This is a genomic window from Meridianimarinicoccus marinus, from assembly GCF_040689105.1.
GTDB lineage: Bacteria > Pseudomonadota > Alphaproteobacteria > Rhodobacterales > Rhodobacteraceae > Meridianimarinicoccus > Meridianimarinicoccus marinus.
This window is the reverse complement of the sequence record NZ_JBFBVU010000008.1, coordinates 148,213-161,741: the sequence shown is the minus strand read 5'-3', so window position 1 is coordinate 161,741 and position 13,529 is coordinate 148,213. Positions and strand designations below refer to the sequence as shown.

9 protein-coding genes are annotated in these 13,529 nt (G+C 65.4%); 1 reads left to right on the top strand and 8 read right to left on the bottom strand.

Translation table 11 applies throughout. The features are described 5' to 3' along the window. Positions 1-194: 194 nt before the first annotated feature. On the top strand, positions 195-1,436 hold the full coding sequence (locus tag AB0T83_RS08825) for an enolase C-terminal domain-like protein (protein ID WP_366192662.1): 1,242 nt from the start codon (positions 195-197) through the stop codon (positions 1,434-1,436). Between the two features lie 67 nt (positions 1,437-1,503). Here AB0T83_RS08825 and AB0T83_RS08820 read toward each other — a convergent pair whose 3' ends face one another. From AB0T83_RS08820 to AB0T83_RS08785, 8 genes are all read right to left on the bottom strand, one after another. Then, positions 1,504-3,132: an MFS transporter gene (locus tag AB0T83_RS08820; RefSeq protein WP_366192661.1), complete on the bottom strand. Its 1,629-nt coding sequence runs from the start codon at positions 3,130-3,132 to the stop codon at positions 1,504-1,506. A gap of 248 nt (positions 3,133-3,380) precedes the next feature. After that, positions 3,381-3,962 carry a c-type cytochrome gene (locus AB0T83_RS08815; protein WP_366192660.1) on the bottom strand — a complete coding sequence of 194 codons (582 nt, stop codon included), beginning with the start codon at positions 3,960-3,962 and terminating at the stop codon, positions 3,381-3,383. Beyond that, entirely contained in the window at positions 3,959-5,218 is a 1,260-nt protein-coding gene (locus AB0T83_RS08810) for a PQQ-dependent sugar dehydrogenase (protein WP_366192659.1), read from the bottom strand. Before AB0T83_RS08810 ends, AB0T83_RS08815 begins: the two co-directional genes overlap by 4 nt. Before the next feature lie 164 nt (positions 5,219-5,382). Continuing rightward, a complete protein-coding gene (locus tag AB0T83_RS08805) occupies positions 5,383-7,254 on the bottom strand; it encodes a sigma-54-dependent Fis family transcriptional regulator (protein ID WP_366192658.1) in 1,872 nt (623 codons plus the stop codon). A 196-nt stretch (positions 7,255-7,450) separates the two neighbouring features. Then, positions 7,451-8,884 (bottom strand): cardiolipin synthase, encoded by a 1,434-nt coding sequence (gene cls / locus AB0T83_RS08800; protein WP_366192657.1) that lies wholly within the window; start codon positions 8,882-8,884, stop codon positions 7,451-7,453. Positions 8,885-8,972: 88 nt separating this feature from the next. Beyond that, on the bottom strand, positions 8,973-10,178 hold the full coding sequence (locus AB0T83_RS08795; protein ID WP_366192656.1) for an efflux RND transporter periplasmic adaptor subunit: 1,206 nt from the start codon (positions 10,176-10,178) through the stop codon (positions 8,973-8,975). Between the two features lie 33 nt (positions 10,179-10,211). After that, a complete protein-coding gene (locus tag AB0T83_RS08790) occupies positions 10,212-12,575 on the bottom strand; it encodes an ABC transporter permease (protein WP_366192655.1) in 2,364 nt (787 codons plus the stop codon). Beyond that, entirely contained in the window at positions 12,572-13,279 is a 708-nt protein-coding gene (locus AB0T83_RS08785; protein ID WP_366192654.1) for an ABC transporter ATP-binding protein, read from the bottom strand. The genes AB0T83_RS08790 and AB0T83_RS08785 overlap by 4 nt, the downstream gene beginning before the upstream one ends. Positions 13,280-13,529: the final 250 nt, after the last annotated feature.

The window sequence follows — 13,529 nt, the reverse complement described above, 5'->3', positions numbered from 1 at the left end:
CCCCCCCCCCCCCCCCCCCCCCCCCCCCCCCCCCCCCCCCCCCCCCCCCCCCCCCCCCCCCCCCCCCCCCCCCCGCCGGATCGATCGGCTGCTCTGTGCCGTTGACCTTGCGTTGTGGGATCTGAAAGGCAAGGCCGCCGGCCCGGCGGCTGCTGAGTGGCTACCGCTCGAAGTTCCTCGCCATTGGGTCGACCATGTGCGGTGACGATCTGGAAAACGGTCTGGCCACGCCCGCAGATTACGCCCTCTATGCCGACTGGCTGGTCAACGAGCGCGGCTACAAGGCGGTAAAACTGCACGGCTGGATGCCGCCGGTGCCGGGCGCGCCGGATGTGCGCAAGGACTATGCCGCTTGCGCCGCGGTGCGCGAGGCCGTGGGCCCCGACATGCCGCTGATGCTGGACCCGCATCACTTCTATTCGCGCACCGAATCCATGTGGCTGGCCGACAAGCTGGCCGAATTGGACTTCGCCTGGATCGAAGAGTGCATGGAGGAAGCTTCGATGTCCTCCTACCAGTGGCTGACCAAGGGCTCGAAACTGAATATCCTCGGCCTGGAATCCATGACCGGCGAGCACTGGACCCGCGCCGAATGGGTCCGGAACGGAGCCTGGGACCTGGTGCGCACCGGGGTCTGGGACGTCGTCGGCATCACCCCGTCGATGAAAATCTCCAACATGGCCGAAAGCTTCCACATGTCCTGCGAAGTCCATGGCCACGGCGCCGGCAATCTTGAAGTGTCGTTGGCGATTTCCAACAGGACCTGCGCCGAACGCGGCCTGCTGCGCCCCTTCCTGGATTACGAAAAGCCCAAGGAATACCAGAACCGGATCGACGACGAGATGGACAAGGACAGCTATGTTCACGCTCTCGATACGCTGGGCCTGCTGCCGCAACTGGAGGGTCTGATCCAGTATCTGAAAGTTCCCACCGTCGGGATCGAGGGCAACGCCCGGGTTGAGGCCGCGACCGAACTTTCGCTGGCTACCAACATGTATGTGATCCAGGCCTCGCATCTGCCGCCGAACTTGGCGCAGGATGCCTTCCGCGTGGTGCTGTCGGATCACCATTACTGGGGCGGCCTGAAAGCCAGCCGCGATCTGGCCCGGATCTGCGTGATCTGGGGCGTCGGCCTGTCGATGCATTCCAACTCGCACCTCGGCATCAGCTTGGCCGCCGCCACCCCGAACCTGACCTATGACTGCGCCACGCATTATCCCTGGCAGGTCGACGAGGTGATCAAAGGCGGACGCCTGCGGTTCGAACGTGGATCGCTGGCCGTGCCAGACGGGCCGGGCCTGGGCGTCACGCTGGACCGGGCGGCCCTGGCGCGTCTGTACCAAGCCTGGCTGGACACCGGCATCCGCAAACGCGATGACATTTTCGAAATGAAGAAACAACAGCCCGACTGGGAATTCGGACGCCCGAAATTCTGATGGCCTGCGCCGCAGCAGGGGACGCTCAATGTGCAAGCACCAGAGGCCGGGGAATGACGCCCCGGCCTTAACCTTCCGGCGGCCGTGTCTTCCTCAGGGGCATGTCGTCGTGCAGCGGCACGGTCTGCCGTTCGATCATCCGGTGCACGACGGGCTTGGGGCCGCGATGCAGGGCGCGCAGGCGGTCGGCCACCTCGGCATCGGCTTGGGTACGGCGTTCGTTGTGGCGCACGTACTCGCCCCAGGTGGGCACATGGTAGCTTTCACTCCAGTGATGGGGTTTTTCCAGATCGCGCAACATGGACCAGTTCTGGGCGCCGTCGCGGATGCGGATGCGGCGGCGGCGGCTCATCATCGTCAGGAACTCGGGCACATCGGCCTGGTCGATGATGTAGTCCACCATGACCATCACCGGCCCGCTGCGATAGTTCAGATCCAGTTGCAGGGCCGGTTCGCGAAAGCGGTTCAGCGGATCCAGGTTCAGCCCTTCGATGTTGGGCAGCGGCAGGCGGATGCCAACCAGCGCGCTGCACAACAACAGCACGGCGGCGGTGGTCAGCGCGCCGGACGGACCGGCCCGTTCGGCCACCTCGCCCCACAGCCAGCTTCCCCCTGCCATGCCGCCAAAAGCCCCGGTCTGGTACAGCGCCAGCGCCCGGCCCACGACCCAACGCGGGGTCGACAGCTGGATCGTCACATTGAACATCGACATGGCCAGCACCCAGCAGGCCCCGGCCAGCAGAAGCGCGGCCCCGCTGAGCAGGACCAGCGGGCTGAGACCAAGCACAAGACAACTGAGGCCGAAACCGGTGAAGGCCCCACGCGCCAGAAGCTCGTTGCGGAAGATCTCGCGCAGGCGCTTGTTCATCAGCGCACCGCCCACGGCGCCGATCCCGAAACAGCCCAGCATCACGCCGTAAAGAAACGCCGTGCCCTGCAACGTCTCGCGCACCACCACCGGCAACAGCGCCAGCAGGGCGACACCGGACAGGCCGAACAGAAACCCGCGCAGGATGACGCGCAGCAGGTTCGGCGACATCCCCACATAGCGCAGCCCGGCCAGAAAGGCGGTGCCCATCGGTTCCCGCGGGAGGCGGGTGTCGCGCACCGGGGACCGCCAGCGGCGAAGCGCCAGGATGATCGCGATATAGCTCAAGGCATTGACGGCAAAGGCCGCCGCCACCCCGGCCAGCGCGATGATCGCCCCGCCCGCCGCCGGTCCGACACTGCGCATCAGGTTGAAGCCCATGCTGTTCAGCGACACCGCCGAGGGCAATTCCTCGCGGCTGACGATATCGCCCATCGAGGCCTGCCACGACGGGTTGTGCAGCGCCGTGCCGCAGCCGATCAGGAAGGTGAAGGACAACAACAGCCACGGTGTGAGCATCCCCTGATAGGCCATCACCGTCAGCACGATCGACACCACGAACATGAAGCCTTGGGCGATCAGCATCACGCGGCGGCGGTCGAAATTGTCGGCAAACACCCCCGCCAGCAGCGAAAACACCATGATCGGCAGCGTGACCGAGGCCTGCACCAGCGCCACCATGCTCTCCGACGAGGTCAGCGAGGTCATCATCCACGCCGCCCCGACCGCTTGCACCAGCCCGCCGAAGTTCGACGCCAGCGCTGCGATCCAGAGCATCCGGAACGTCTGGTTGGAGAACAGTTGCAATGGCGATGACCGGTCCGCCATGACGCCCCTCCCCCTCGATACCGCGAAACCACGCAGGCGCCTTGCGCCGGTCAAAGCCACCGTCGTTGCGGGCGGGCTTTGGCGCGATGCTAGGGGTCCAGACCGGGAAAGACCAGTGGGCGGCGCATCTTCGGCGCTGACGGAAACGGCGGCCCGCCCGGAAAGGGCGGCCCGGTCCGCGTGTCAAAGTTCATTGGGGAGATTCTGGCGCACCTATCGACCGGCGCGCCCGTCGTTCCACGTTGCGATCACTCTGCTGGTTCTACGGCAAAGAAGGCTTTCGAATACCACTCGGCGGCGGCGCGGATGTCGTCGTCGCTCAACTCGGCGGCCACGGCGGACATGATGTCGTGCTGCCGCTTGCCGACGCGAAACGCCTTCAGTTGGGTGTCGATGTACATCACCGTTTCGCCGGCCAGGTTGGGCGCGTCTTCGATCTGCGCCAGTCCGTTGACTCCGTGACAGCCGACACAGGCTTCGGGCGCGCCCCCGGCATCGACCCCCTGCATCAGACCGGCACTGGCGGTGTGCCCGGCGTACCAGGCAGACACATCGGCAATCGACTGATCGTCCAGCCCCGAGGCCACCACCGACATCATCTCGTGATAGCGTTCGCCATCGCGAAAGGCGGTCAGCTGGCGCACCAGATATTCCTGGGACTCGCCGCCGATATTGGGCGCGATGGGCAGCTTGGCCACCCCGTCGATGCCGTGACAGGTCTTGCACTGACGCGCCACGGTCCGTCCGTTTTCCCGGTCGCCCGCGGTCTCGGCCAGGGCGACCTGGGCGGAGAAAACTCCGCCCAGGATCAAGAGTGTTGCGGTCTTCATTCGGACCCCTCGTAGGAGATGCGATACAGCGCACCGGCCAGGTCGTCCGACACCAGCAGCGAGCCGTCGCGCAGCATGGCCACATCCACCGGACGTCCGAGGTATTCCTCGTTCTCGTCGATCCAGCCTTCGGCGAAGGGTTGGATGGTGGCGTTGCCCTCGTCATCGATGAAGGTCACCATGACCCGCGCGCCGACCGGCGTGGTGCGGTTCCACGACCCGTGCTGCGCCGAGAAGATGGCGTTCTTGTACTTCTCGGGGAACATCTTGCCGGTGTAGAACATCATGCCCAGATCCGCGGCATGGGCCACGGTCTCGACGGCGGGATGCACAATCCCCTCGGGCGGCTCGACATCGGCATATTCATTGGTGCGCACGGTGCCACCGCCATACCAGGGCGCGCCAAAGTTCTGACCCGCTTCGGTCTGACGGTTGATCTCGCCCGGCGGGATGTCGTCGCCCATGCCGTCCACCTGGTTGTCGGTGAACCACAGTTCTCCGGTTTCCGGGTGGAAGTCATGCCCGACCGAATTGCGGATGCCGTAGGTGTAGACCTCGCGCTCGGACCCATCCAGGTTCATGCGGATCATGCCGCCGATGCCGTGCTTGGCATAGGTCTCCAGCTTCTCGGCCGGGGCCACGTTGAACGGCTGCCCCAGCGAGATGTAGATCTTGTTGTCGGGACCGATCTTGCAGACGCGCGCGGTGTGGTTGTAGCTTTCTTCCTCGACCGGGATCAGGTCGCCCTTGGCCACCAGGTTGAAGGCCGCCACGTCGGGGCTTTCATAGAAATACTCGGCCGCGGGGAACAGCAGCACGCGGTTCTGTTCGGCGATGTACAGGAAGCCGTCCTTCGACATGCACGGACCGTTGGGGATCGAGAAGGTCAGCGACGGGGCGAAATCCTTGACCTCGTCGGCGACGCGATCCTTGTTGCGGTCGGTCACCGACCAGACCTTGTCCTTGCGGGTGCCAACGAAGGTCACGATGCCCTGCGAGCCCACGGCGATGTGGCGCGCATCCGGCACCACGGCATAAAGCTCGATCTTGAAGCCATCGGGAAGCACGATGTTTTCAAGGGTCTTCTTGATGCCGTCCGCGAAGGGGCCGGTCTGATCGATGAAAGTGAACTCGGTGGTTCCGGTGGTCTTGAAGCCCGAAAGCTTTTCAAGATTGTCGGGCACCTCGGCGCCTTGCGCATAAGCCCCGCCGGCAAGCAGCGTGGTGGTGGCGAGAGTGGTGAGAAGTGTTTTCACGGTTTTCCTCCTGTTGACGTGAAGTCTTGGTCGAGACCGGCAACCGCAGGGCAGCCGGGATCGGGCGCCCGAAACGATGCTCGGGCGGTCGTGGGAATGGGTCAGGGGTCGAAAGCGTCAGCCGGGCGGTGGTCCGGTGATGCGGAAGGCAGGATCGCGGCGGGTCATTTCGCCGTGCCCGCGTGTTTGTAGACGGTGTTGCGCGACACGCCGAGACGGCGGGCCGCAAGGCTGACGTTGCCGTCGCATTCGCGCATGGTCTTGCGGATGCGGCGGCAGTTCGCTTCGCGGGTGGAATGGCCCTGGCAGGCCTCGCAGACCGGATCTTGTCCAGCCAGCCAGGGCAGCAATTCGCGTACGCGGTCGGCCCCGATCAGGCCATTGCTCTTGCGTCGGGAGAGTTGGAACAGCAACCGGCGCAAGGAATAGAAGGTCAGATGATCGCCCAACTGGCGCACTACCGGCAGGGCGTCATCGGCAAGCCGTGCGTCGGGGGCGAACTCAGACAGGATGGTTTGCGACACCGCGCCCAGATCCATGCGCTCGCTCAGCGGCGGAACACAGAAGCTGTGGCCCCAGAAATCGTCGAAAGCCACGGCGCTGCGGTCGTGCTGGCAGGCATCAGTGCCCGAACAGCGTTCGATCACCAGAAGGGTCCAGCTGCCGGGCGCCTGTTTGTCGCGCGAGACCTGATCCAGCTGGCACAGAAGCCGCTTGGTCACCGGCAGGGCCCGGTCGCCCAGAGCCTCGATCCCGTCCAGGATCAGGGTCACATTGCCCCGCGTTTCCAGCAGCGGCCCGAACGCCGGGCCATCGCCCCCCACGACCTGCCCGCGCAGCGAGAAATCCAGGTGGCTTTCCTTGGCGATGGCGCAATCGATCTCGATGCAGCGGTCCTTGCCGCGCAGATGCGCATGGACGGTCCGCGCGGTCTCGCTGAGCCCGTTGCCCGACCTTCCGCAAATCCGCACCGGCAGCCCGGCCTCGGCGGCTTCGGCGCACAGTTCGATCTGTTTCTTCATGTAATCATCGCCCGTGCCCCGCTTCGCGGCGGGTCCCGGGGCGTCCGACCGGTCGATCTGAAGCGCGGGCAGGCCCAACGTCAGTTGCGGCCCCGGTGCGCGCAAGCCCATGACGGGACCGCGCGTCAGCCGGATCCGGACAAAGACGCTGGAGCCGCGCCGATCCCGCAACTGCGCGTTATCACCGGATTGGATGCTGTCCAGAGTCCGGGCGTAGCCATCCTGAAAGACATCACTGAAATGAGGAGATCTGAGACCCGCAATATCGGGAAGAAGGTCGCGCGCCACCGCGGTGGCACCGGTCATACGCCCGTCACGATCGAAGGCCAGCAGGCCGGCGCTTTGGGTGGTCAGGTATTCCTCGCGCGGGTGGCAATACAGGATCAACTCGTTCCGGTGGTCTTCCACGAACAGTCGGTTCGTGATGTTCAGTGCCGCCAGCCCCACCAGTGTCGCCGTATGCCGCTCGCGATCCCCTATCGGAGAGGTGACATCCAGCACCCCCGCCAGGCTGCCATCGCTGCGGAACACCGGCGCGGCGATACAGGAAATGGCGGCGTTGGCGGCAAAGAAATGCTCTGGCCCCAACACGCTCAGGCGCCTGGCGTGCTTGGCCACCAGACCGAGCGCATTGGTGCCGCGCAGATCCTCGTTCCAGACCGAGCCGGGAATGATGCTGCGCGCCATGGGGGTGCCTTCGGCCTGGGTGTCGGTCAGCACGTCCAGCACCACGCCATCGGTGTCGCCGAAGGCGATCAGATAGTCATGACCGGCGATCTGGCTGGCCAGAAGCTCCATCTCGGGCCGGGCCAGCATCAGCGGCCGCTCGGAGCGTTGCTTGTGCAGCAGGAAATTTTCGAAGGTCAGCACGCAGTCGGTCGAGTCCGCGCACGGGTCGAGGCCCTGCTCAAGGCACCGCCGCCAGCTTGACGAGATCTCGGGCTGCAGCACGGAGTCCAGCACCACGCCCTGTTCGTCCAGCAATGGCCGTGCGCGATGCAGTCCTTGTGTCATGCAGAAATCTCCTCCTCTGCATGCAGATACTTGGACAATTCCTTAGTGCGCAACAATCACCTGACAACTGTTCATTTTTGAGCACAGGCGCGCCGGATTGGCCGACATCCGGCAAAGACATCCGCCGTCACCCGGCAATGGCCGGGGTCAAACGGGCGTCAGTGTCCGAATCCTCCCCCGACCGCCGGTTCGCGGCTCACAACACCGGACCGATGGTGGCAATGGCGTTGTTCCAGATCCGCATGTGCACCGGCCAGGCGCGGACCTTCTCCAGATGCACGGTTTCGGACTGGGCCACATAGCTGGCCTGACGGTCGCACACGGCCTGCGTGACCTCCGGATCCTGCAGCAGGATGTTGTTTTCATAGTTCAGATCGAAGCTGCGCAGATCCAGGTTCGACGACCCGATTAGCGTCACCAGCCCATCCATCGTCAGGGTCTTGGCGTGCAACAGCCCGCCCTCGTATTCGAAGATCCTGCAGCCCGCCGTCAAAAGCTTGCGATAGTAGCTGCGGCTGGCGGCGGCGACGATCCAGCTGTCATTGCGCCGGGGGAAGATCAGCGTCACCTTCACCCCGCGATGGGCGGCAGCGCATATCGCTTCCAGCACCGTGGCGTCGGGCACGAAATAGGGCGTGGACAGGGTCAGGCTGTCCTGGGCGCAGGCGATCAGGCTGGAAAACAACTGCGGGGTCGCGCCCCGGCGCTCGGTCGGGCCATCGCCGATGACCTGGGCCGGAAAGCCCTCCTGCCCGACGTTGGCTTTCAGCGGGAAACTGTCCAGCGCTTCGCCGGTGGTGGCAATCCAGTCGCTGAGAAACAGCAGTTCGTTCTGGGTCACGATCGGGCCTTCGAACCGCAGCATGATATCCACCCAGGGGGCGTATTTTGCCTTCACCAGAAACTCGGGATCGGCCGAGTTTCGGCTGCCGCAATAGGTGATCCGGCCATCGATCACGGTGATCTTGCGATGGTTGCGCAGATCGACCCGGCTGGTCAGCAGGGTGCGCGGGAGATTGTTCAGCGGCAGGGCCACGGCCATCTGGACGCCGGCCTCTTTCATGCGAGACCAAAGCTGCGACTTGATCATCGCGCGCGAGCCCAGTCCGTCAGCCATCGCCCGGCAGGTCACACCCCGGCCCGCGGCGCGGATCAGTGCTTCGGCGACCTCGGTGCCGGTCTTGTCGGTCAGCCAGATGTAATAGAGCACATGCACCTGCTCGGTCGCGGCGTCGATATCGGCGATCAGGCTGGCATTGGTGGCCGCCGCATCGGCCATCAGCGTGGCGCGATTGCCAGCGACCGGCTGGAAGCCGTTGATCGAGGCCGCGTAGCGGAACGCCGGGTGGTACAGCGGATCGATCAGGTCGTCGGCTGCTTCGGACGTTCCCATATAGGCCGCAGCCCGGGCCCGGATCTGGTCGAAGATTCGCTTGTGACGCTTGTCGGCCTCATGGCCGATGTCGATCTCGCCGAACAGGAAATAGATGATGCTGCCGAAATAGGGCACCAGGATCAGCACCACGAACCATGCAAGACGCGCCGGCGGGAACAGGTCGTCGCGCAGCAGAATCCGAACGGTAAAAGCGACAACAATGCAGAAGTGAAATATCAGCAGGATCGAAACCATGGGTGCTCCTTGCGGCCCGGGCGATACGGACCAAGACGATGCTCCACCTGTGGCGAAGACTCAGGCAATCGGCAACCCCGCACCATGGTCAATTGACCACCCGGCGGGCGATGGCCGCACCATCGGTGACCGCGGTCGAGGGATAGAGGATGACGAGATCCCCGGCCTCCAGCCCGGCCAGAACCTCGGCCTGAACACCGTTGTTACGGCCAATCTCGACAGGGGTCACGCGGGCGGTACCGTCCTGCGCCCGGAACACCGCCCAGTCGCCGCCACTGCGAAACAGCGCGCTTGCCGGCACGCGCAAGGCATCTTCCTGTTTCCAGACCACGATCCGCGCCACCACGCGATAGCCGTGCCCAAGCGCCTTGCGCTCGTCGGCCGGGCCGGACAATTCGACGGTCACCGGGACGCGCTGTTCCTCGACCCCCAATGCAGAAAACTTGGTGATGGCCAGAGGATCGATCCGGGAGACCGTGCCGTGCAGCGCGGTGGGGCCGCCCCAGTCCTCGATGATGACCTGATTGCCGACTTCGACCTGCACCGCGTCCGACGAGATCAGTTCCACCACCACTTCCAGCGCGCCCTCGATGTCGCCGATCTCCATGATTGGCGCGCCGGCCGGCAAGGTGGTTTCGCTTTGCTGCATGATGCGCAGGATGCGCCCATCTGTAGGGGCATAGAGCGGAATGTCGTCGCTGCGCGGATTGCCGATGGCCGTGGCCAGCCCCGGATCGTCAAACCCGATCAGCTGCGCCCGCGAATTGGCCAGATTGGCCTCCCGCATCGAGATCGCAGCCTCGGCGGTTTCGACCTGGGCTTCGGACACGCGGTACCCCTGCCGGGCGCGGTCCAGCGCCGCCGGGCTGGTGAACTGCCGGTCGGCCAGGGTTTCGGCGCGTTCCAGCTCGGCCTGGGCCAGATCGCGATTGGCCAGCGCGGCGTTCAGATCGGCGCGGGCGACCCGCAGGGCCGCCTCGGCAGCCTGCACCGCCGCCAGCGCCTGTTCGCGTGTGCGCACGTCCAGGGCCGCCGGGTTGGTGGGCAGCATATGCGCCACCACGGTTTCGCCCCGGATCACCGGGTCGCCGGGATCTACCTCCACCCGCTGCAACCGCCCGGCCACCGGCGTCGAGACGATATAGGCTTCGGCGACACGGGTGCGGCCCTCTTCGTCGATGGTCACCATCATCGGCCCGCGCGTCACCGCGTCGAGATCAACCATCACCGGTCGGGGCCAGAAGGCCGCCGCCAGCGCCCCGGCGATCAGCAGGCCGGTGATCAGCGTCAGCACCCACCGCGATCTCTTTCTTGCCCTCGCCATTGTCTACTCCCGTGTTTTCAGCGCCTGGATCAGATCGGCCCGGTCCAGATCGCGTTTCACCAGCCCGCCCGAGACCACGGCGGCCAGCAGCACCACGATCATCGCCTGACCATAGCTGGCGGGATCGAAGACCGCAGGAATCTGGTACAGATCATTGGAAAAGCCCCGTGCGATCCCGAAGGACAGGAAATATCCCATCACCGCCCCCAACGGCAGGGCCATCACGGTCACGACCGCCAGTTCGCCCAGCAGCACGAAAGCCGCCTCGCCCCGCGTGAAGCCAATCACCCGCAACGAGGCCAGATCGCGCGCACGCTCGGCCAGAGCAATGCGGGCGGCATTGTAGACGATGCCGAAGGTGATGACGAAGGCGATGGAGCCCATGACATAGCGGATGCTGCCCGCGCCGGTGTTCATCTGCGCCATCAGCGCGTCGCGGGCCTGCGACTTCAGGCTGACCCCGACCACGGTGGGCATGTCCTTCAGCGCGGCATAGATCGCGGTCTCGTGGGTCTCGTCGATGGCCAGATAGGCACCCGACACGCGGCCGGGTTCGCCAAGCGCCCGGTTCAGCGCATCCATGTTCATATAGGCCGGCGCGCCCAGCAGAGTCTCGGCCACGCCCGACACCGGCAGGTCCAGCAGCGGCTGGCGGCCCTCACGCACCTCGACCCGCAGGGTATCGCCGGGCACGATGTCCAGCACATCGGCCAGCGCACGGGACAGCACCACGCCATGGTCGGGCGGCTCGATCGGGGCCTGAGCCTTGTCCAGCGCGCGGTACAACTCGGTCGTGTCCGGCAGACCGGTCAGCCCACCGCGATAGGTGGTCAGCCCGTTGCGCAGTACAGCGCCGACATGGCGCAGCGGCTCCACTCGGTCGACACCGGGCAGGCGCGCCAGTTCCAGCAGCGTCTTGTCGCTGATCGGATGGGTGAATGTGACCGTCACATCGCTGCGGTCGGTGACCGAGAACGTCAGGTCGATGGTGCGATTGAACCCGGCCATGATGGTGATCATGGACACCGACAGCGCCATGCCCGCGGCGATGCCCAGCGTCGCGCCGGCCATGCGTCCAAACTGCCGGGTGATCCGGCGCAGCACCATGCGCGACGGCTGGTCCAGAATACGCCCCAACGCCCGACCTACCTGCCCGGCCCTGCTGAAATCCGGCGGCGCCGGGGGGCGCATCGCCTCGGCCGGGGTCAGGGCAAAGACCCGCCGCAGCACCATCAGCCCGCCGCCCGAGGCCGCAAGGATGCTGATCGCCACCCCGGTGACGAAGGCTGCCGGATCCAGTTGGAAGACAAGGAAGGGAAACTTGTAGTAAGCCGAATAGACCCCGATCATCGCGCGCCCCGCACCGATGCCCAACAGGCATCCGGCCAGCGCCCCGCCCGAGGCGATGGCAAGGATCAGCTTGAAATAGTGCAGCCCGACCTCGCCGTTGCCATAACCAAAGGCCTTCATCAGGCCGATCTGACCCCGTTCGGCCTGCACGATCCGGCTGACCACGATGTACAGCAGGAAGGCCGCCACCGCGAGAAAAATGGGCGGCACCGTGGTCGAGGAGGCCTCAAGCCCCGCGATCTCCTCGGTCACAAAGCGGTTCGAGGTCTGGTCGGCCAGCGGATAGGCGCCCAGCCCGCCATAGGGGTTCAACAGCCGGTCGGCGGCGGCAATCACCGCGTCCTTACTGGCCCCGCGCGCCAGCCCCAGAAGCGCCTCGTTGAAGGCGCCGTCCATGTCATAGGCCGCGGCCAGCCCGCGCCGCCCCATCCAGATCACGCCGAAGCGCGCGTCATCGGGCACCAGTTCCCCCGGTGCGGTGGTGTACAGAAATTCGGGGCTTTGCGCCAAACCGACGATGTCGAAACTGCGCCGCGCGCCGTTCATGGTGGCGCGCAGGTGATCGCCCGGGCGCAGGTCATGGGCCGCAGCGAAGCTTTGCAGCAGCACGATCTCGTCGGGCCGTCCCGGTGCCGGCAGCCGGCCATCGGTCAGATAGACATCGTTCAGCGCCGGCCGGCGATGTTCGGGCAGCGACACTGCCTGCGCCTGCACCGGCAGCACCCCGCCCGGCAGGTCGATCAGCGCCCGGCCCTGCACCCGGGTCTGCACCGCCGACACACCAGGGATCTCGGCCAGCCGGGCGCCCAGGTGTTCCGGCGCGCGGCTGACCGGCGCAAAGACATCGGCCAGCCGGTAACGTTCATAGTACGCGTTACGGGTTTCGGTCAGCGAGGCCGTCAGCCCGGTCATCATCACCAGCATCATCACGCCCATGGCAATCACCGCGCCGATCGCCGTCGCTTGCCCCTTGATGCGCCACAGGTCGCGCAGCAGCTTGTGATCCAGCGGGCTCACCAGACGATCTCAGACGGCGCCAGCTTGGCGGTGTTGCGCACCACCTCGCGAATGCTGCCGTCGGAAAAATGGATGACCCGGTCGGCCATGGCCGCGGTGCTGGCGTTATGCGTCACCATTAGCACCGTGGAGCCAAGCCGCGCGTTCACGTCGTGCAACACCTGCAACACCGCGCGGCCGGTTTCGCTGTCCAGCGCGCCGGTCGGCTCGTCACAGAACAGAACCTCGGGCTGTTTGGCGATGGCGCGGGCGATGGCCACGCGCTGCTGCTCACCCCCCGACAGTTGCGCCGGGAAATGATCGCTGCGCTTGTCCAGCCCGACCAGCCGCAGCGCCTCGTCCGGGTCCATCGGATCGGCGGCGATTTCGGTCACAAGCTCGACGTTTTCATGGGCCGTCAGGCTGGGCATCAGGTTGTAGAACTGGAACACGAAACCGACATGTTCACGGCGATAGCGGGTCAGCGCCGCATCGCTCATCTCGGACAGGTTCTGGTCACGGAAATACGCAGTTCCGTCTGTGGCCCGGTCCAGCCCGCCGATGATGTTCAGCAGCGTGGATTTTCCCGACCCCGACGGTCCCAGCAGCACCACGATCTCGCCCTGCGGAATTTCCAGATCGACCCCGCGCAGGGCATGCACCGCCGCGCGGCCTTCTCCATAGACCTTGGTCAGGCCGTGGGTCGCAAAGGCCAGCCCGGTCATGTCAGACGCCGTGGCCCAATGAGGAGCCCCCGACCCTCGATGGCCCGTTGTCGATCTCTGTCCGGTGCATCTGATCCCTTCCACAGGTGTCGCGCCAAGGTAAGCAGCAATTTCAGCGAAATACTAGGCGGCGACCGGAAGCGGATTAACTTGAGACTAATTCGCAATTGCATTGCCAGTTGCGAACGGCTTGCATATAGTGCGGCCATCACCCCCAACAAGAGGTTGCCCCCGTGAACCGTTTGCGTCT

What these genes read in the sequence shown, in the direction of transcription:
- AB0T83_RS08825 (WP_366192662.1), top strand. Translation starts at nt 195, where the DNA reads ATGTGCGGTGACGATCTGGAAAACGGTCTGGCCACGCCCGCAGATTAC.
- AB0T83_RS08820 (WP_366192661.1), bottom strand. Translation starts at nt 3,132, where the DNA reads ATGGCGGACCGGTCATCGCCATTGCAACTGTTCTCCAACCAGACGTTC.
- AB0T83_RS08815 (WP_366192660.1), bottom strand. Translation starts at nt 3,962, where the DNA reads ATGAAGACCGCAACACTCTTGATCCTGGGCGGAGTTTTCTCCGCCCAG.
- AB0T83_RS08805 (WP_366192658.1), bottom strand. Translation starts at nt 7,254, where the DNA reads ATGACACAAGGACTGCATCGCGCACGGCCATTGCTGGACGAACAGGGC.
- cls (WP_366192657.1), bottom strand. Translation starts at nt 8,884, where the DNA reads ATGGTTTCGATCCTGCTGATATTTCACTTCTGCATTGTTGTCGCTTTT.
- AB0T83_RS08785 (WP_366192654.1), bottom strand. Translation starts at nt 13,279, where the DNA reads ATGACCGGGCTGGCCTTTGCGACCCACGGCCTGACCAAGGTCTATGGA.